This is a genomic window from Paraburkholderia sp. 32 (assembly GCF_050435345.1).
In the GTDB taxonomy this organism is placed as follows: Bacteria; Pseudomonadota; Gammaproteobacteria; order Burkholderiales; family Burkholderiaceae; genus Paraburkholderia; species Paraburkholderia tuberum.
On sequence record NZ_JBNDKD010000003.1, the window covers coordinates 1,368,866 to 1,387,749 of the forward strand.

The following is an 18,884-nucleotide window of genomic DNA, read 5'->3' on the forward strand; positions in this document are numbered from 1 at the left end:
GACGAACGACGAACACGCGCCCCAATTCCCTTAGAATGGTTTTCTCGACAGCGTGCGCAGGCCTTCGCTGTCGCCACGCGAAAAGCTTGCAAAACAAGGGGGAAAACAGCGTGCAGGGCCAATTCGAACAACATCGGCGAACCGCGCGCCGCCATTCGATAGTCAGCACGACGAGGCAATTTTTCCTGCTCTGCTGTGCGGCGGCATTTGTGACCGCCTGCGCGACGAAGCCGCCCGCCACCGCGTTCGACCGCCAGCTCACGCACGCACTCCCCGCCACCGCGGATACGCCGCTGCGCGAAGCGCTCGCGCCGTTCGAGGCGAAGCATCCGGAGCAGTCGGGCTTTTGCGTGCTGGCGAACGGCACCGACGCGCTGCAGATGCGCATCGCGCTCGCGCGCGCGGCGACCAAAACCCTCGACATGCAGTACTACATTGCCAACGAGGACACCACCGGCAAGCTGCTGCTCGGCGCCGCGCTGTATGCGGCCGATCACGGCGTGCGCGTGCGCATGCTGGTCGACGATCTGAACTTCAAGGACATCGACCGCATCATGGCGGGGCTGAACTCGCACGACAACATCGAGATTCGCGTCTTCAATCCGTTCGGCAGCGCCCAGCAGGGCATGTTCGAGCGCACCACGAACGTATTCACGCAGATCGGCCACTTCACGCGCCGCATGCACAACAAGGCGATGATCGCGGACAACCAGCTCGCGATCGTCGGCGGGCGCAATCTTGGCGACGAGTACTTCAGCGCCAGCGAAACGCTGCAGTTCCGCGACATGGACGTGCTCGCGGCGGGCCCGATCGTCGCCGACGTCTCAGCGAGTTTCGACGACTACTGGAACAGCGACCTCGCCTATCCGCTGCGTGCGCTGAACAAGCAGAAATTCGACCAGAAAGAACTCGACCAGACGCGCGACGACCTGCGCCACCACTGGCGCACCCATGCCGATCCGTACAACGCGAAACCGCTGAACGCGACGCCGCTCGCCGCGCAGATTACGAGCGAGCAGCTCGGCCTCACGTGGGCGGGTGCGGAATTCAGGGCGGACCTGCCGGAGAAGATCGCGCATCCGTCGCCGGACTACGTGAGCCCGCCGCTCGCGCGGCTGCGCGAACTGATGCGCGACGCGCAGCACGACTTCCTGATCGTGTCGCCCTACTTCGTGCCGCACGCATCGGGCGTGCAGGCGGCCGGCGAGCTCACGCTCCGCGGCATCCGCATCGCAGTGCTGACCAACTCGCTCGCGGCTACCGACGCGGTCGCCGTGCAGGCCGGCTACAGCCCGTTCCGGGTGCCGCTGCTAAAGGCAGGCGTCGAACTGTACGAATTCAGGTCATACCAGGACACGCCGAACGTGGGGCTGGTCGGCTCGCGTTCGCGCGCGAGTTTGCATGCGAAGACTTATGTGATCGACCACCAGATTCTCGTCATCGGCTCGATGAACCTCGACCCGCGCTCGGCCAATCTGAACACCGAGCTCGCACTCGTGATCCACAGCCCCGAACTCGCGAATCAGGTCGCCAACATCTTCGAGCGTGCCATCCAGCCCGATCACAGCTACCACGTGACGCTCGCCGACGCGGCCCAGCTCGCCTATCTGCGCTCGATCGGCGCGCCCCTGTCGCCGCTCGTCTGGACCGACGTCGAGAACGGCCAGACACGCACCTACATTTTCGATCCGCAGGCCGGTTTTTACCGGAATGCGCTAACGGGTCTATTCTCGTTATTGCCTGTCAACTCGGAACTTTGAGAAGCGGAGTCAACCATGACTGAAGACGTACGGATGGAGCGCGACACGTTCGGCGAAATCGCGGTGCCGAACGCCCGCCTGTGGGGTGCGCAGACGCAGCGCTCGCTGCAGAACTTCAAGATTTCGACGGAAAAGCAGTCGCCCGAGCTGATCACCGCGCTCGCGGTGATCAAGCGCGCGGCCGCCGAGGTCAACCTCGGCCTCGGTGTGCTCGACGAGCAGAAGGCCCACGCGATCATGCAGGCGGCCGACGAGATCATCGACGGCAAGCATCCGGACGAATTTCCGCTGGCGGTCTGGCAGACCGGCTCGGGCACGCAGACCAACATGAACCTGAACGAGGTGATCGCGAACCGCGCGAGCGAGCTGCTCGGCGGCGAGCGCGGCGAAGCGCGCAAGGTGCATCCGAACGATGACGTGAATCGCGGGCAGTCGTCGAACGACGTGTTTCCGACCGCGATGCACGTGGCTGCCGCGGATGCCATCGTCAAGCATCTGCTGCCCGCGCTGAAGACGTTGCGCGACACGCTCGACGGCAAGGCGAAAGCGTTCACCGACGTCGTCAAGATCGGCCGCACGCACCTGCAGGACGCGACGCCGCTCACGCTCGGCCAGGAATTCTCGGGCTATGTCGCGCAGCTCGAGCACGGCATCCGGCACGTCGAGTCGGCGTTGCCGCATCTGTACGAGCTTGCGCAGGGCGGCACTGCGGTCGGCACGGGACTGAACGCGCACCCGAAGTTCGCCGACGGCGTCGCCGCCGCGATCGGCAAGCTGACCGGTCTACCGTTCGTGTCGGCGCCGAACAAGTTCGAGGTGATGGCAGCCGCCGACGCGCTGGTATTCGCGCACGGCGCGCTCAAAACGGTGGCCGCGAGCCTGAACAAGATCGCCAACGACATCCGCTGGCTCGCGAGCGGCCCACGCTGCGGTCTCGGCGAGCTGTCGATCCCCGAAAACGAGCCGGGCAGCTCGATCATGCCGGGCAAGGTCAATCCGACCCAGTCCGAAGCGTTGACGATGCTATGCGCGCAGGTGTTCGGCAACGACGTCGCCGTGAACATCGGCGGCGCGAGCGGCAACTTCGAGCTCAATGTGTTCCGTCCGATGATCGCGCACAACGTGCTGCAGTCGGTGCGCCTGCTCGCCGACGGCGCGCACAGCTTCAACGACAACTGCGCGGCCGGCATCGAGCCGAATCACGAGCGCATCGATACCTTGCTCAACGAATCGCTGATGCTGGTGACGGCGCTCAATCCGCACATCGGCTACGACAAGGCCGCGCAGATCGCGAAGAAGGCGCACAAGGAAGGCACGACGCTGAAGGTGTCGGCGCTGGCGCTCGGCTATGTCACCGAGCAGCAGTTCGACGAGTGGGTGCGACCGAAGGATATGGTCGGACGCACCGCATGATGATGCGCGCTTAGATCTTTCCCTGCGCGACTTCTTCCGGCTTCAGCTCGACGATCGCGTCGAGCGCTTCCTTCACGTCCATCGCGTACCTGGCGAGGCGTTTCTGCTCCTCGGTCTCTGGCAGGAAGGCGGGCACCGGCACCGGATGGCCGTTCTCGTTGACGGCGACCATGACGACGAGACAGTCGGTGGTCTGCAGCAGTTCGCCGCCCTTCGGGTCGCCCGCGTGCACCGACACGTGGATGTGCATGCTGGTGCGGCCCGTCGCGACGACGCGCGCGCGCAGCTCGACCAGATTGCCGACGAGGATCGGCCGACGGAAACGGATATTGCCGACGCTGACCGTCACGCAATAGCGCCCAGACCATACCGCCGCGCATGCGTAGGCGGTTTCGTCGATCCACTTCATCAGCGCGCCGCCATGCACCTTGCCGCCGAAGTTGACCGAGGTCGGCTCGGCGAGAAAGCGGAAGGTGGTTTCCGAACGGTCCAGCGGTGCGGTGGGAACAGTGCTCATCTTGACTCCGGTCAATCGGATGCATTGAAAGGAGGCGATTATACGAGCGCAATATTGCGCGCGGCGCGGCGTCGATTGGGGACGCGGCGCGAAGCGCGCCGATGGGCCGACGGTGGGCCTAGTTGTGGACGCTGATCCCTGTGTCGACGGTGCCGTACATGTTGATGCTGCCGCTGCCGGCCGACCCCGAGCCGGCTCCGCCCCCCGCGCAGGCGCTGGACAGCAGAACCGCCGCGGCGACGGCGAGAAGAGTTTTCATCACATCGATTTCCTGCAAGGACAGGCTTCGATTCTAGCCTGGCGGCTCGCGACGACGCGCAAACGCGGACCGAGCCGGACACGTCCGTCGCATCGATTGTTCACGCGAAGCTGAAACATCGAATACCCGATGCGCGTAGAGTAGGAATCGTGGCGGCGGGCTTTGCGATTGGACCGCGCTGCCCTGTGCCGCCCATTCAGGAGACGCGCCATGACCGCCCCCCTCTTAGACGACCAGAACCACTTCCCCGGCCTGAGCCGCATCGGCGCGCTACTCGCCGATCCCGGCCGCGCCGCGATGCTGTGGGCACTAATGGACGGCAGCGCCCGCCCAGCCGGCGAACTGACGATGATCGCGGGGCTGTCGCCATCGGCGGCGAGCGCCCATCTCGGACGGCTCACCGACGGCGGGCTGCTCGCGCTCGAAGTGCGCGGCCGGCATCGCTATTTCCGTATCGCGTCGGCGGACATCGCCGCATCGATCGAAGCACTCGCCAACGTCGCGCAGGTCAGCGCGCCACAGCGCTCCGTGCAGCGTCCGGCACGCACCGTGCCGCTAGAAATGCGCTATGCGCGCACCTGTTACGACCACATGGCAGGCGAGCTGTCGGTGCGCATGTTCGAGCGCATGCTCGAGCGCGGACTGCTGACGCAAGACGGCGCATCGCTCGAAGCGACCGCGCAGGGCGTCGCCCGCTTCGCCGACTGGGGCATCGATATGGCCGCGCAGAAGACCCGACGGCGGCGCTTCGCTTGCACCTGCCTCGACTGGAGCATGCGCCGGCCGCATCTGGGCGGCGCGCTCGGCGCGGCGTTGCTCGATGCGTGGTCGGCGCATGGCTGGGTCGAGCGGACCGAGCGGCCGCGCGTGCTGCGCGTCACGCCGGCCGGCCATCAACAGTTCGATGCGTTTCTGGCCGGATAGACCGTTCACCTGCCGGCGGCCCGACGTGGCGAGACCTTTTGTTACACGCCAGCGAATCCACCTTACAAATGAGCGAGTCTTGAAACATAGGCGGCGGGTACAGTGAGTGAACGGACCCGGCCCATTGCCACGTCCGTCGGAGATCAGTCATGACACACGCCAAGCAGCCCGTGCAGCATGCCGGGATCCGACGCCGGATGAGCGGCTATACGCTGATCGCGGCCGCCGTCGCGCTCGCGGCGCAGAGCGCCCTGGCGCAGCAAGCGACACCCACGCCACAAGCCGCGGCGGCCGTCGGGCCGGGCGGCGATCCGTCGGGCGGCGCTCCGTCGGGCGGCGATCCGCCGGGGCGCGTCGCGCGGCTGAACTACACGGCCGGCGCCGTGACTACCGAGCCCGCCGGCGCGACCGACTGGTCGTACGCGCAGATCAACCGGCCGCTGACGACCGGCGACCAGCTATGGAACGACCAGAACGCACGCTCCGAGCTGCACATCGGCTCGACCGCGGTGCGCCTCGGCCAGAACACGAGCCTCGACGTGCTCAATCTCGACGACACGACCGCGCAACTGAAAGTCGCGCAAGGCACGCTATCGACGCGCGTGCGCGAGCTCGCGCCGGGCTCGTCGTATGAAATCGACACGCCGAACCTTGCGCTCGGCGTAAATGGTCCCGGCGACTACCGCGTCGACGTCGCGCCGGACGGCAGCAGCACGACCGTCACCGTGCGCAGCGGCAGCGCGATCGCGTACGGCGACGGCGGCCAGGTGCCCGTCGCGGCGGGTCAGCAGATCCGCTTTGCCGGCACCAGCCTGCAGCAGCTCGCCGACAACCGCGCGCCCGCTGCCGACGAGCTCGACCAGTGGGCCGCCAGCCGCGACGCCACCGAAGACCGCTCGCTGTCGGCGCGCTACGTGTCGCGCGACATCCCCGGCTACGAGGACCTCGATGCCAACGGCACATGGCGCGAGACGCCGCAGTACGGCGAAGTGTGGGTGCCGAACGCGACGCCGGCCGGCTGGGCGCCGTATCACGACGGCCACTGGGTCTGGCAGGCGCCGTGGGGCTGGACCTGGGTCGACGACCAACCTTGGGGCTTCGCGCCGTACCACTACGGCCGCTGGGCCGAGGTCGACGGCACGTGGGCCTGGGTGCCAGGTCCGCTCGAAGCGGACGCGGCGCCGGTCTATGCGCCGGCGCTGGTCGCATTCGTCGGCGACGACGACGGCGGTGTCGACTGGGGTGTGAACCTGGCGGTCGGCGGCGTCGTCGCGGCGGGCGTCGCGTGGTTTCCGCTCGGGCCGGGCGAGCGGTGGCATCCGCATTGGGGCGGTCACGACCGCTGGAGCGCTGGGTACTACGACCGCGTGAACCGCACGACGATCGTCAACGACTACCGCCGCAACGTGAACATCCGCAACACATACGTGAACTATCGCGTGCCGGGCGGTGTGACAGCCGTGCCGGCGACAGCGTTCGTGCACGGTCAGCCCGTCCGACGCTTTTCGCAGAAGGTCGATCCGGCGCTGTGGCGCAACGCGCGGATCAACCCGGGCGCACCGGGGATCGCGCCGGTGCGCGAAAGCTTCGGGTCGGATCTGCGGCGCGCGAACTACCGGCCACCGGCGAGCGTCGTCGGCCGGCCGGTCGTCGCGACTCGCAATCCCGTCATGCCGGCCGCTTATCACGACGAGCTCGCGCAGCGCTTCGCGCAAAGCGGCGGTCGGGTGCCCGGCGGCGGCCAGCCGGTCGTGCGCACCGCGGTGCCGGCGCATATGACCGGCGCACCGAGCGCGCTGCCGGTGGCGAACGTGCGGGTCGTGCAATCGCATGTGCCGGGACGTCCGCCGGGGATGGCCGCGGGTGCGCCTGGCGCGCCTGGCGCCCCCAGCGCAATGGGCGGTAACGGCCCGCATGGCGTCGAGCAGGCTGGCCAGCGGCCCGGCGAAGCCAGCGTCGTGGGGCCGCATGGCGAAGCGCCGCAAGCGCGTCCGGCCATGCCGCCGCAGACGGTCGGCAAGCCGCGTCCGCCGCAGTCTGGCGAGAGCGGGCTCGCGGGCAATATGGGCCATCCGTCGAATGGTGTGCCGCGGCCGCCGCAAGCAGCCGGTGGGAATTCAGCCAACGCGGCGGCGTACGCACGGCAGCGCGGCGCGCCGCAGGAATGGGGCGCGGTCGGTAGGTCTCAGCCGGCATGGACGCAGCCGCATACCCCGATGGCGCAGCAGGCACCGCGCATGGCGCAACCGGGCGGCCCGCAACAGCCGAGCTTCGCGCAACAGGCCGGTGTACCCCATCCGCCGGACAACCCGGCTGCGCAGCAACAGGCGCGTGTGCCAAACTCGCATCCGCCTGTGACGCAACAGGCGCCGCACGCCCTCCCGCCGCAGCAACCGCGTCCCGAACCACAAATGCAGCAGGCGCAACAGCGGCGTGTCGAACCGCGTCCGCAGCCGATGCCGCAAGCCCCTCGCCCCGAACCGCAGTTCCGGCAGGCGCAGCAGCCGCATTTCGAACCGCGTCCGCAGCCGATGCCGCAAGCCCGGCCCGAGCCGCGTCCGCAGATGCAGCAGCCACGCCCCGAACCGCGGCCCCAGCAGGTGCAGCAGCCACGTCCGCAACCCCAGCCGCAACCGCAACATGCCGAGCAGCACCAGGGCGGCGGCAATCGCGACGAGCATCACAAGAGCTAAGCAGGACGCCTGCCGTCCCGGCAACAATAAAGCCCCGCGATGCAAACCATCGCGGGGCTTCTGTTATTCGACGACGACAAGGGCGAGCGCTACCGCCCCGCTCCCACCGACATCAGATCGCCATCGGCGCCGTCAACGGCTCGTGATGCCGATAGCCGACCAGAGAGAAATCCGCAGGCTCGATCGTCTCGAGCCATTCCGGCTCGTACACGCCAGTCTTCGCGTAGTCGGGCACGCGATCGGAAATCGCGAGCCGCGGACTCTCGTACGGCTCGCGCTCGAGCTGCTGGTGCAGCATATCGAGCTGATTCTCGTAGATGTGCGCATCGCCGATGAAATAGCTGAACCAGCGCGGCGTATAGCCCGTCAGCCGTCCGACCAGATGCAGCAGCGCCGCGCCCTCGGTCAGATTGAAGGGCGTGCCAAGCCCGACGTCGTTGCTGCGGATATACAGGCATAGCGAAATTTCGCGGCGTGTAACGTTCGGCAGAAACTGGTACAGCAGATGGCAAGCCGGTAGAGCGATCTGGTCGAGCACGGCCGGGTTCCAGGCATGGAACAGAATGCGTCGATCGGCGGGGTTCTGCATGATCGTGTCGAGACACTGGCGCAGCTGGTCGATCGCCTTGTAAAGCAGCACCTTCGAGCGGCCTTCTTCGTCGAACTGCGTGATCACGCGAAAACCGCGCGCCTGCGCGTCAGCGAGTTGCGCACTTGCGCTGGCGTCGAGCACCTTGTAGGCCGGCCACTTGCGCCATTGCACGCCGTAGACATCACCGAGATCATCCGGGCCCTCGCGATACGGATTGGCGAGCCACTGCGCGTTCTGATTCGCGTTCCCGTCCCACACCTTGCAGCCGAGCTCGCGGAAATCCGCGGCGCTGCGCGAAGCACGCAGAAACCCGACCAGCTCGCCGATCGCCGACTTGAACGCGAGCTTCTTCGTCGTGACCGCTGGAAAGCCTTGTTGCAGATCGAAGCGCAGCATCGCGCCGGGCATGCTGATGGTGCGGATGCCGGTGCGGTTTTCCTGCCACGTGCCGGTGTCGAGAATCGTACGGACGAGGTCCAGGTATTGTTTCATGCAGTTTCCTTCGGCGCGGCGCGAACCCGATCAGGCGCGCACACGGAATTGAGCAAAACCCGATTCTAGCAAGCGCGACCGCACGCCGCCGGGGCATGGCGCGCCGCAGGGGGAATATCGAGGGAAATATCAGACGGAAAGGAAAACACCGCGGTACGCGATATACGGGCAGCAAATACGTACATGCAAAAGTGCTTCGACGCGACGCTTGCCGGCGGGCGTCGCTGCGCCCGGAAGGCACAGTCAATCCGTCCGAACCGCACAGCCCGAGACCCCCGGCGACGCGCCAGACCTTCACCTGCCACGTCGCCCGTCTCGCCGCTCGCCCGCGCCGCCTACAGATGCTGCACCGACGCCGGCAAATCGCCGTGCGGCGGCGCCATCGGCTCACCTTCCATATGACGCATGCCGTGCGAGCACAGCAGCCGGTACAGCGTTACTCGCGAGATGCCAAGTTCCTGCGCCGCGTCTCCGAGCCGCCCGCGATGCCGCAGCAACGCAAGCTCGATCGCCTGACGCTCGGCCGCTTCGCGCGCCTGCGCGAGCGACACCGGCACGATCTCGACGTATTCGGCAAGTTCGAGGTCGCGCGCGGTGATCGCGCGTCCCTCCGACATCACGATCGCGCGCCGCACCCGATTGATCAGTTCGCGCACGTTGCCGGGCCAGCCGTAGTTATGCAGCGCGGCGATCGCGTCGGGCGCGAAGCCACGCAGGCGGCGGCTCGCATCCTTCTTGAAACGTTCGAGCATGTGCCGCGCGAGCAGTTCGATGTCCTTGCCGCGCGCGCGCAGCGGCGGCTCGTCGATCTGCAGTACGCAGAGGCGGTGATAGAGGTCGGAACGGAAGCGCCCTTCGATCATCGCTGCGGTCATGTCCACGTGCGTGGCCGAAATGATGCGCACGTCGACGTCGATCGCGCTATGGCCGCCGAGCCGCTCGACCTTGCGCTCCTGCAGGAAGCGCAATAGGCTCGCCTGGCTTTCGAGCGGCAGATCACCGATTTCGTCGAGAAACAGCGTGCCGCCGTTGGCCGCCTCGACCCGGCCGATCTTGCGCTGGTTCGCGCCGGTGAACGCACCGCGCTCATAGCCGAACAGCTCCGATTGCAGAAGATGCGGCGGGATCGCACCGCAATTGATCGGCACGAACGGCGCGTTGCGCCGCGCCGAGCGTTCATGAATGGCGACTGCCGTCAGCTCCTTGCCGGTACCCGATTCGCCGGAGATGAACACCGGCGCGTCGGTCATCGCGACCTTGCGGATCGAGCGGAACAGCGCGAGCATCGCGTCGCACGAGCCGACCATCTCGCCCTCGGCGCCTTGCGAGCCGTCGTGCGACGCCGTTTCGCTCAGCGAGATCATGCCGTACGCATGACCGACCGAGTCGACAATACGGTCGCCAGAAGACGGCACCGTCACGTAATCGAAACAGTAGTCGCGCACGAGCCGGCGCAACGCGGCGTCCTGGAGTTGGCCAGGCGTAGTGGCAGCGACCCAGCCGACGTTCGGCATGGTCAAACAGGATTCAAAAGCGGCGATTTCGTGCGGCTGGAAATCACTGGACAGATCGAGCAGGCCGCCAGCAGCCGAGCCGGTGCGCACTGCCCGGCGCGCATCGCGCGCCGATCCCACGACTTCGACATGCCAGCCACGCTGCATAAAACGCGTATTCAGTTCCGCGCTCGGGTCACGCGAAACGTAAATCAGTTGCCGCGTTGCGGGTTCCATTATTCAGATCCTCTCGCCAACGAACGTTAAGGACGACGCATGCACCTGAAATTGCGGTTCAGACACGCTGACTCGTCCAGGATTCGCGAATCGCAAAACCCGAACGGCCATTCCATTCCGTGCGGACAGCTGATCCCCAAGAAAGCGGCGTGTGTGTTCGAGACGGCCCGATATGGGCCTTTTTTAAATCTGAAGCTGTTTTCGAGAGCTTACTATACGCGCGCCGCTTCGAAAACAATTATGCGAATTTAATCGATCGACCCGTTGCCCATCAAGGCTTAGCGGCCGATCGCGATTTATTCAGCCGACAAATCAAACATTAGTGGAAGCGCTTTTCGTGGCGTTCTCGCGACAGTATTTCGTACCTCGCGGATTAACGAATTATAGGTATTTTCTGCTGACCCGTTTCAGGGCTGCAACGTTTTTTCCCGATTTGGAACGTATTAGTCGTGTTTGCGCTGGTTGGCGCCAGACGTATCAATGGATTGCGAGCGATGGCACACGTTTCGCTAATTGGCGTGCACCAGGGAGACACATCATGCGACTCGCATTGCGCATCGATCTGATAAACCGCCGCGCACCATACTTCGCGATCTGCGCAGCTCTCGCATTCAGCGCCCTGCCGGCGAGTGCCGGCACGCCGACAGCGCAAGCCGCCCCGGCGCGATTCGCCACGCTGACGGATTCCAGCGATGCTGCCGACCCCGCCTCCGCCAGCCTGCAAGCCACCACGCCGGTTGCCGCGGAGGACGACAGCCAGGTTGCCGCCAACCCGTCGACCCCGGCTGCCGATGCTGCATCCATGAACGATATTTCGCTCGACGACCAGATGCTGTCGCGGCAACGCGGCGGCGCGCTCGGCATGTTGATGGTCGCCGCGACGCCCCGGTTGATGCAAAGCGGCGGTAACCAGGTGACGTTGTGGGACGAGATCGCGCCACCCTCGCCGCTGCCGGTGCCCGTCGATGCCGCGCGCGCCGCCCAGGGCAACGTCGCGACATACCAGCGCAAGTAAGCAGGACAAAGCCACGAACAGACGGCAAATAACCAGGCAATGCAGGACCGGTGGCCGCGCGAGCAGTGACGCGCCCCACGACGGCGGGACACAGGCAACAAGAGAGAAGGGACCGGGACATGAGTACGAACCAACAGACGCCGCACGCCCTCGGGCTGCCGGCGGCGTCGTTCAGCAACGCTCCCGTCTTGCCGCGCGCCGCCTCGGCCGGCACCGCCCTTCTCGCCAGCGTCCTCGTCACCGTCTGCTTCACGAGCCATGCCTATGCCGAGCAGGTTGCCAATCCGGGCGACCTCGTCGTCGAGCGCAGCGTCACGCCGCGCGACGCGTTCGTCCCCGTGCCGCGCGACCAGGACCCGGTCGCCGTGCGCGCCACCACGTTCCCAGCCAACTCGTTCGATCCGACGATCGCGACGCTCGTCGGCGACACCGATCTGACGAACGCGCACGGCTCGAACGGCGTCGCCGCCGGCGGCGTACTCGGCGGCACCGGCATGCAGGCCGTCACGCAGATCCTCTCCGGCAAGGCGACCGGCAACACGATCCCGCTGAACTCGGGCGGCATCGGCGGACCGGCGACGGGCGTCGGCGGCACGATCAGCTCGTCGGTGACGGGCGCGCTCGCGCCGCTATCGAACGTCCTCGGCGGCGCGCTCGGAGGTCTGAAATGAGCACACGCCTGCGCCCCTCGCTGCGCTCGCGGCAAATCGCTGCGGCACGCCCGGCCCTGCGCGTCTGCGCGTGCCTGTGCATGGGCGTCGCTGCGTTCGTCGCCGGCGCGGCTCACGCGCAGGCGCAAGCGGTGCCCATCGTCGGCGCCATCGCGACGATCGGCACCGGCGCGGGCATGGGCGCGACGGGCGCGCTCACGGTCAACGAAACGGCTGGCCTCGACAACGCGCAGGCCAACCAGATCACGGTGACGAACGGCGCCGCGGTCGGCAACGCGAACGCGAGCGTGCAAAGCGCGTCGGTGGCCGCGAACGTGCCGCGCGCGCAGGCGTCGATCGAAGCCAATGCGTTTTCGAACACATCCGGCGCGGTGCTGGTGAACCAGTCGGCCGGAGCAGGGAATCTGCAGCGCAACAGCACCCAGATCGGGACTGCGGCGCTCGGAGTCGAGACCGTCTCGGATGGGGAGCTATCCGCGACGGCCCCGAAAAACGGCAGTCCGGGGCAGTCGAACGCGATTCACGGCGTGCGCGAGGCAAGCATTTCCAGCGATGCCTTGCGCAACGCGAACGGAATCGTGCAGGTCAACCAGGCAGCCGGCGCCGGTAATGCCACGGCAAACAGTTTTGTGCTCCGTCCCCCGGCGGGCACTTTTTTTAACTGACCACACTTAAGTATCGGAGCGAATCATGAAGCGCACTCTTATTGCCACGGCCGTTCTCGTTGCCGCGTCCGGCAGCGTGCTTGCCGCGCCGCAGAAGGCCTACCTGTTCAATACGACGGTCGTCGGCGAGATGGTCGGCGTCGAAGGTCTGGTCGGACTGTTTGGCTGCGTGCATGTCTCCAGCACGGCTAACGCTGTGATCAACAACAATCAGACCGTCAACGTGAATGCGACGCTCGATCCGCAGGCGCAGACCTACACCAGCGGCAACGTGACCACGACCCTGAACAACAGCAGAACGTCGGTCAGGGGCGGCGGCTCGGCATTCGCGTTCACGACGCAAAACCATACGTCGTCGAGCTCGGGCTCGCAGGGCTTCGAAGCCTCCGGCGGCTATGCGTACGGCAGCCAGAGCGCGAGCGTGACGAGCGGCGGCTATGAAACCAGCCAGCAGGCAGCCGGCATTGCGGGCAGCTTCTCGCACACAAGTCAGAACTCGGGCGGCCATCTGTCGGCCGGCGGCTCGATCGGCGGCAGCTACAGCTATCAGGACCACAACACGTTCTCGCACGGCAGCGGCTCGTTCAGCGCCCGCGGCGGCCTGCAGGCCGGTTATCGCGAATCGAGCTACGCGAACTCGTCGGGCGTCGCCGGCGGCTTCGAAGCGAGCGAAGCGTCCGGGCAAAGCCGTTCATGGGGCTTCAGGGCGAGCGAAGGCTCCGGCTATGCGATGGTCGGCGAGCAATCGTCGGGCTACTCGCGCAGCCGCTCGTCGTCGAGCGACTCGTATGGCGCCGCCTGGGGCATCGACGCAGGCATGTCGACGACCGACGTGACGACGCGCGGCTCGATCACGCAGCACATCAACAACGAAGCGGCCGCCACGCTGAATGCAACCACCGGCACCAACGCGGCGAGCAACGTGTCGGGCAACCTCGGCATCAACATCGCGGAAGGCATCGACAACGCGCAGAGCAACGACGTGTCGCTCGCCTCGGTCGACGTCGGCAACGTGTTCGGCAACGCGCAGGCCTTCAACGTGCAGTCCTCGGGCGGCAGCGCGACGATCCACAACTTCAATCTGAACGCGTCGGTCGGCAACGGGTCGCTGTCGGGTGTGACGGGCAACGTCGGCGTGAACATCGCTTCCGGTATCGGCAACGCGCAGGACAACGCGCTTGCCGGCGCCGTGACGACGACCTCGCCGGGCAAGGCGCTGACCACCGCGATGGATGCGACGGACGACAACTCGCAATCCGCGACGATGACCGTCCACGGGCAATTCCAGGGCACCGCGAGTCTGGGTGCCGATACGCTGAAAGGCGCCTCCGGAAACATCGGCGTGAACATCGCCGGCGGCGCGGGCAACTTGCAGCACAACGGCCTCGCCATCGCGGCGCTGAACAGCGGCAAGTAAGCCGACGACGCGGCGAGCGCGGGCAAGCAGAAGAAGCACAAAGCAGTCGGAGGGGCGCGCCGGCAGCCATCGAAGCTGCCGGCGCGGATCGGGCAGGAGACCAGCATGACCGGGTTCAAGGGGTTCCCGGCGCTACCGTTCGCCGTAGCGCTGGCAGGGTGCGTGCTGTGCGCGGATCACGCCGCCGCACAGTCGAGCATCGACACGTCCACGTTCGTCGGCGTGCCATTGACGAAGACGGTCCGTTCGATGAAGGACCTGCGCTACAACCACATCGTCAATCAGCAATTCGATTACAGCTGCGGCGCCGCGGCGCTCGCCACCCTCCTCAAGTACGGCTACGGCATCGATATTCCGGAAACCGAACTGATTCGCCGGATGATGGTCTTTTCAACCCCCGAAGTCGTCGTCAAGAACGGCTTCTCGATGCTCGACATGAAGCACTTCGTCGAGACCATCGGACTGCGCGGCCGCGGCTTTCGCGTCAACGTCGAAGCGCTCCACCATCTTCAGATCCCCGTGATGGTCCTGATGAACATCGACGGCTACGAGCATTTCGTGATCGTCAAGCATGCGCAGGACGGCCGCGTGTTCATCGCGGACCCGGCGCTCGGCAATCGCATCGTGCTCGAAGAGGACTTCGCGAAGACCTGGAACGGTCTCGTGTTCGCGGTCCTCGGCAAACCCTTCAGGGAGGATTCACCACTGTTGCAGGACAACGAGTCGCTCGCGCTGAAGCTGCGCGCCGCTGCGCTGGCAGCCGGCACCGCCGCGACGCCCTTTTTCGAGTACGGCTTGAACAAGGCAGACATGTTCTGATCCCGCCATGAAGTCACACTTCACACAGCTTGGGTTCGTGCTCTGCACCATCGCCTGCGGCGCAGGCGGCCTTGCCCACGCTTCGGAGGGCGCCGCCTCGCCACCGGCTCCCGAACTTTCGATACCGCCCGAGCCAGGCGCCGCGCCCCTGCGGGTGCAACTCGTCGGCGACGACGTGCTCGCGACCCAGACCGGCAAATACGCCGGCGCGACGATGATCTCCGGCTTCGTGCTGAACGTCATTTCGCAATGGCAGTTGCCCAACGGCGCGAGCGCGCTCGCCCAGGGATCGCTGAGCGCGGTGCAGAACGGCGGCGGCCAGCTCACGAGCTCCGTCAGCACGTTCGCCAGCGTGAGCGGCGGCGCGCACGGCCAACCAGGCGATTCGGGCGCCAACCCGAATGCCCAGGCGCGCGGCGGCCAGAGCGTCGGCGTCAATGGCGTGTCGCAGGTCACCCAGGTCGCGGGCGATCGAAACAGCGGCACCAACACCGCGCTAATCGACTTCAACAACAGCGCCGTGACGCTGACGGGCTCCGCCAACGCGCCGTCGGCATCGGCCAGCAATTCGACCGGCTCCGTGAAAGCCGGCATTTCGTTCGGCAGCAACGGCGTGAACGTGGCGCTGCAGACACCCGCTGGGCTCGCCACCCAGACCATCGCGCCGAGCAACGGGCAGATCGCCCAATTGCTGCAGATTGCAGGCAATAACCAGCAAGTCGCCAACGCCCTGCAACTGCATCTGCAAACCCAGCAGATGTCGGCTTCGATGCTTCGTCAGTTAGGCGTACTGCAGGCACTGCAAAACAGGAGATGACGAGGCGGGCCGCCACCGCCAGTTGCAGCACAAGCAGTAAAGAAACGGCCGCGCAGTCAGCACCGCGCGGCCGGACCACCGGGGGAGCAAAAATGAAAAAAGTGTCATCGACCAGGGCACCGCGCATGGCTCTCGCGGCCATTCCGGCCGCCGTCATGTTGTGGGCTCTTTCTCAGACGGCGAGCGCGCAGGCGCTCGCCGGTCAATCCGTGGAGGACCGTCTGAACACGCTGATGCGCGTCGTCGACGAGCAGCAGCGGCAGATCCATTCGCTCGAACGACAGGTCACCGAACTCGAGATGGCGCAGCGCGGACGCGGCGTGCCGGGCGCCGGCGCCCCCGCGGGCAGCGACACGGTGGCCGAGCAGCCCGGCGCCGACGGCCTGCCGGTGCCGCTGCCGCCGCTCGCGCAGATCGCCCCCGGCGCGCCCGCGCCGGCGGGCACCACCGGCACCGCGACCGGCGTGCCGATCAATCCGCCGACGCCGGACGGCAGCAATGCAGGCAACGCCAGCGCCGGCGGCCTGCCCGCCGCCACCGACGGCAGCGGCGCGGTCGGCCGGACCCAGCGCGCGAACGAACCGGTGCGCACGCAGGCCGAGCAGGCGGTCGTGCAACGCGAGCATGCGCCGCTCTTCGACCACAAGCTGACGATGGACTTCGGCATCAGCGACACCTACTACGACCGTCGCCAGTTGCAGTTGTCGGGCTTCCTCGCGCTCGACGCGATTTTCCTCGGCAACATCAACCTCGGCCAGACCAAGTCGCACCAGGTGATGGCGGACCTCGACACGCGCTACGGCGTGTCCGACCGCATCAATGTGGACGTCGACGTGCCGTACGTGTATCGGCGCAGCACCTTCATCGTCGGCGGCGCGGGCGGCGCGGCGAGCACGCTGTCGGACGCGACGGTGTCGAGTCACGACATCGGCGACGTGAACTTCGGCATCTACTACCAGTTCGTCAGGGAAACCAATGCCTTGCCGGACGTGGTCGGCAGTCTGCGCGTGAAGGCGCCGACCGGCAGCTCGCCGTTCGGCGAAAAAGTCGTGCAGGTCGACGCGGACAACACCAACCTCGTCGCGCCGACCAGACTGCCGACCGGCACCGGCTTCTGGAACATCACGGCGGGTCTGTCGGTGCTGAAGACCTACGACCCGGTCGTGCTGTTCGGCAGCGTTTCCTATACCTACAACCTTGCGCGTTCGTTCGCGGACATCTCGTCGGTGCAGGGACAAACCGAACCGGCGACGGTCAAGCTCGGCGACATCGTGCAGTTCGGCGGAGGCGTCGCGCTCGCGTTCTCCGACAAGGATTCGGCCAGCGTGTCGTTCACGATGGCGCTCGAACCCGCGTCGCAGACCAAGTCGCCGGGCGGCAGCTATCAGAAGGTGCCGGGCAGCGAAACCACGGCCGCGGCGATGAATTTTGGCCTGAACCACGTCGTGAACAAGCATCTGACCATCAACGGCTCGGTATCGATCGGACTCACACCCGACGCGCCGAACTTCGTGGTCGGCATGCGCTTTCCGTACACCTTCTGACGTGCCAACGATACGAGGTCGAACGTGCGTGAATCACCTCATCTGACCAGTGTGGCTTCCGTCGCGGCAGCGGGATCGCATCTGTCGCTCGCGGTGCCGAAGCAGCGCGCCGCCGTCGCGCGACAGCTGCTGTACGTCGCGCGCACACCCGACGAAACGCTGATCGCGCATCTGAAAAGCCGCGGCTGGCAGGTCGCGGCGGCGCGCTCGGCGCACGAACTCGGGCGGCTCGTGAAACCTGACATCGCATGCGCGGGGATCGTCGATCTGGCGAGCTTCGCGCCGCGCGACATCGGCGGGCTCGAGGCGAGCCTGCGTCAGCAGCAGATCGGCTGGATCGCGCTGGCGACCAACGAGCGGCTCGACGATCCGCTCGTGCGACGCCTCGTGCGCCACTACTGCTTCGACTTCGTGAAGCTGCCCGTCGCGCACGCCACGATCGACTATCTGGCCGGCCACGCGTTCGGCATGGTCGCGCTGTGCGACCCGGAACTTCCGCCGCCCGTCAGCGAAGCGGGCGACGAGGAAATGGTCGGCACCTGCGAGGCGATGCAACAGCTTTTTCGCACGATCCGCAAGGTCGCGAACACCGACGCGAGCGTGTTCATTGCGGGCGAATCGGGCACTGGCAAGGAGCTGACCGCGCTCGCGATCCACGAGCGCTCGCCGCGCCGCAAGGCGCCTTTCACGCCGATCAACTGCGGCGCGATCCCGCATCATCTGCTTCAATCCGAACTGTTCGGCTACGAGCGCGGTGCCTTTACCGGCGCGAATCAGCGCAAGATCGGCCGCGTCGAGGCGGCAGACGGCGGCACGCTGTTTCTCGACGAGATCGGCGATCTGCCGCTCGAAAGCCAGGCGAGCCTGCTGCGCTTTCTGCAGGAAGGCAAGATCGAGCGGCTCGGCGGACGCGAATCGATTCCGGTCGACGTGCGCATCATCTCGGCGACCCACGTCGATCTCGACGGCGCGATGCGCGAGGGCCAGTTCCGTGCGGATCTGTTTCATCGCCTGTGCGTGCTACGCGTCGACGAGCCGCCGCTGCGCGCGCGGGGGCGGGACATCGAGATTCTCGCGTACCACATGCTGCACAAGTTCAAGACCGACAACGCGCGCAAGATTCGCGGCTTCACGCCGTCGGCGATCGAGGCGCTCTACAACTACAACTGGCCCGGCAACGTGCGCGAGCTGATCAACCGCGTGCGCCGCGCGATCGTGATGGCCGAGAACAAGCTGATCTCGGCCGACGACCTCGACCTCGCGGGCTACACCGGGCAGGAAAGCATGACGCTCACGCAGGCGCGCGAGGCTGCCGAGAAGCGCGCGATCGAGGCCGCGCTGTTGCGCCATCGGCATCGGTTGAACGAGGCGGCGGTGGATCTGAACATTTCCCGCGTGACGCTGTATCGGCTGATGGGCGTGCACGGCTTGCGCGAACCGGGCGGCGCCGACGACAAGGGAGCGCTCCCCGCGGACGGGCCGGCGCGGGCGTGAGCGGCGGGTACGCGTCGGTGTGGATCGACGGCTCGGGTAGAATCGCCCGGTTACCCTCCTCT

At 66.5% G+C, this 18,884-nt stretch carries 16 protein-coding genes; 12 read left to right on the plus strand and 4 right to left on the minus strand.

What is annotated here, in order from left to right; translation table 11 throughout:
• Positions 1-35 precede the first annotated feature (35 nt).
• Positions 36-1,760, plus strand: coding sequence for a phospholipase D family protein (locus OKW26_RS28930; RefSeq protein ID WP_429355931.1), 1,725 nt, complete (start codon positions 36-38; stop codon positions 1,758-1,760).
• A 15-nt stretch (positions 1,761-1,775) separates the two neighbouring features.
• Entirely contained in the window at positions 1,776-3,173 is a 1,398-nt protein-coding gene (gene fumC, locus OKW26_RS28935) for a class II fumarate hydratase (RefSeq protein WP_429355932.1), read from the plus strand.
• A 10-nt stretch (positions 3,174-3,183) separates the two neighbouring features.
• Here fumC and OKW26_RS28940 read toward each other — a convergent pair whose 3' ends face one another.
• Positions 3,184-3,690, minus strand: a complete 507-nt coding sequence (locus tag OKW26_RS28940) for an acyl-CoA thioesterase (protein ID WP_176105428.1) — start codon at positions 3,688-3,690, stop codon at positions 3,184-3,186.
• A gap of 118 nt (positions 3,691-3,808) precedes the next feature.
• Positions 3,809-3,949: a hypothetical protein gene (locus OKW26_RS28945; protein WP_167368602.1), complete on the minus strand. Its 141-nt coding sequence runs from the start codon at positions 3,947-3,949 to the stop codon at positions 3,809-3,811.
• A 210-nt stretch (positions 3,950-4,159) separates the two neighbouring features.
• Between OKW26_RS28945 and OKW26_RS28950 the strand changes: the two genes are divergently transcribed.
• Both OKW26_RS28950 and OKW26_RS28955 read left to right on the plus strand, forming a co-directional pair.
• Positions 4,160-4,873, plus strand: coding sequence for an ArsR/SmtB family transcription factor (locus OKW26_RS28950; protein ID WP_429355933.1), 714 nt, complete (start codon positions 4,160-4,162; stop codon positions 4,871-4,873).
• Between the two features lie 149 nt (positions 4,874-5,022).
• The gene (locus OKW26_RS28955) at positions 5,023-7,566 is read left to right on the plus strand and encodes a DUF6600 domain-containing protein (protein WP_429355934.1); all 2,544 of its coding nucleotides are present in this window, start codon (positions 5,023-5,025) and stop codon (positions 7,564-7,566) included.
• A 112-nt stretch (positions 7,567-7,678) separates the two neighbouring features.
• Here OKW26_RS28955 and OKW26_RS28960 read toward each other — a convergent pair whose 3' ends face one another.
• Positions 7,679-8,650 (minus strand): thymidylate synthase, encoded by a 972-nt coding sequence (locus OKW26_RS28960; protein WP_090801238.1) that lies wholly within the window; start codon positions 8,648-8,650, stop codon positions 7,679-7,681.
• Positions 8,651-8,985: 335 nt separating this feature from the next.
• On the minus strand, positions 8,986-10,380 hold the full coding sequence (locus tag OKW26_RS28965; RefSeq protein WP_090801240.1) for a sigma-54 dependent transcriptional regulator: 1,395 nt from the start codon (positions 10,378-10,380) through the stop codon (positions 8,986-8,988).
• Between the two features lie 538 nt (positions 10,381-10,918).
• Between OKW26_RS28965 and OKW26_RS28970 the strand changes: the two genes are divergently transcribed.
• The 8 genes from OKW26_RS28970 to OKW26_RS29005 all read left to right on the plus strand — a co-directional run bounded on the left by OKW26_RS28970 (position 10,919) and on the right by OKW26_RS29005 (position 18,822).
• Positions 10,919-11,395 carry a hypothetical protein gene (locus tag OKW26_RS28970; RefSeq protein ID WP_429355935.1) on the plus strand — a complete coding sequence of 159 codons (477 nt, stop codon included), beginning with the start codon at positions 10,919-10,921 and terminating at the stop codon, positions 11,393-11,395.
• A gap of 119 nt (positions 11,396-11,514) precedes the next feature.
• A complete protein-coding gene (locus OKW26_RS28975) occupies positions 11,515-12,066 on the plus strand; it encodes a hypothetical protein (RefSeq protein ID WP_184061375.1) in 552 nt (183 codons plus the stop codon).
• Positions 12,063-12,731 (plus strand): hypothetical protein, encoded by a 669-nt coding sequence (locus OKW26_RS28980; RefSeq protein WP_429355936.1) that lies wholly within the window; start codon positions 12,063-12,065, stop codon positions 12,729-12,731. The genes OKW26_RS28975 and OKW26_RS28980 overlap by 4 nt, the downstream gene beginning before the upstream one ends.
• A 25-nt stretch (positions 12,732-12,756) precedes the next feature.
• The gene (locus tag OKW26_RS28985; protein WP_184061373.1) at positions 12,757-14,148 is read left to right on the plus strand and encodes a hypothetical protein; all 1,392 of its coding nucleotides are present in this window, start codon (positions 12,757-12,759) and stop codon (positions 14,146-14,148) included.
• A gap of 105 nt (positions 14,149-14,253) precedes the next feature.
• A complete protein-coding gene (locus tag OKW26_RS28990) occupies positions 14,254-14,967 on the plus strand; it encodes a C39 family peptidase (RefSeq protein ID WP_090801251.1) in 714 nt (237 codons plus the stop codon).
• Positions 14,968-14,974: 7 nt separating this feature from the next.
• The gene (locus OKW26_RS28995; RefSeq protein ID WP_429355937.1) at positions 14,975-15,784 is read left to right on the plus strand and encodes a peptidase C39; all 810 of its coding nucleotides are present in this window, start codon (positions 14,975-14,977) and stop codon (positions 15,782-15,784) included.
• 92 nt (positions 15,785-15,876) lie between these two features.
• A complete protein-coding gene (locus OKW26_RS29000) occupies positions 15,877-17,328 on the plus strand; it encodes a hypothetical protein (protein WP_429355938.1) in 1,452 nt (483 codons plus the stop codon).
• Between the two features lie 24 nt (positions 17,329-17,352).
• Entirely contained in the window at positions 17,353-18,822 is a 1,470-nt protein-coding gene (locus OKW26_RS29005) for a sigma 54-interacting transcriptional regulator (RefSeq protein ID WP_429355939.1), read from the plus strand.
• The last annotated feature ends 62 nt before the right edge of the window (positions 18,823-18,884 follow it).

Bases quoted from the DNA above. Each gene is read 5' to 3' on its own strand.
- OKW26_RS28955 (WP_429355934.1), top strand. From the start codon at position 5,023: ATGACACACGCCAAGCAGCCCGTGCAGCATGCCGGGATCCGACGCCGG.
- OKW26_RS28985 (WP_184061373.1), top strand. From the start codon at position 12,757: ATGAAGCGCACTCTTATTGCCACGGCCGTTCTCGTTGCCGCGTCCGGC.
- fumC (WP_429355932.1), top strand. From the start codon at position 1,776: ATGACTGAAGACGTACGGATGGAGCGCGACACGTTCGGCGAAATCGCG.
- OKW26_RS28970 (WP_429355935.1), top strand. From the start codon at position 10,919: ATGCGACTCGCATTGCGCATCGATCTGATAAACCGCCGCGCACCATAC.
- OKW26_RS28950 (WP_429355933.1), top strand. From the start codon at position 4,160: ATGACCGCCCCCCTCTTAGACGACCAGAACCACTTCCCCGGCCTGAGC.
- OKW26_RS28960 (WP_090801238.1), bottom strand. From the start codon at position 8,650: ATGAAACAATACCTGGACCTCGTCCGTACGATTCTCGACACCGGCACG.
- OKW26_RS28940 (WP_176105428.1), bottom strand. From the start codon at position 3,690: ATGAGCACTGTTCCCACCGCACCGCTGGACCGTTCGGAAACCACCTTC.
- OKW26_RS28990 (WP_090801251.1), top strand. From the start codon at position 14,254: ATGACCGGGTTCAAGGGGTTCCCGGCGCTACCGTTCGCCGTAGCGCTG.
- OKW26_RS28980 (WP_429355936.1), top strand. From the start codon at position 12,063: ATGAGCACACGCCTGCGCCCCTCGCTGCGCTCGCGGCAAATCGCTGCG.
- OKW26_RS28945 (WP_167368602.1), bottom strand. From the start codon at position 3,949: ATGAAAACTCTTCTCGCCGTCGCCGCGGCGGTTCTGCTGTCCAGCGCC.
- OKW26_RS28930 (WP_429355931.1), top strand. From the start codon at position 36: ATGGTTTTCTCGACAGCGTGCGCAGGCCTTCGCTGTCGCCACGCGAAA.
- OKW26_RS28995 (WP_429355937.1), top strand. From the start codon at position 14,975: ATGAAGTCACACTTCACACAGCTTGGGTTCGTGCTCTGCACCATCGCC.
- OKW26_RS29000 (WP_429355938.1), top strand. From the start codon at position 15,877: ATGAAAAAAGTGTCATCGACCAGGGCACCGCGCATGGCTCTCGCGGCC.
- OKW26_RS28975 (WP_184061375.1), top strand. From the start codon at position 11,515: ATGAGTACGAACCAACAGACGCCGCACGCCCTCGGGCTGCCGGCGGCG.
- OKW26_RS28965 (WP_090801240.1), bottom strand. From the start codon at position 10,380: ATGGAACCCGCAACGCGGCAACTGATTTACGTTTCGCGTGACCCGAGC.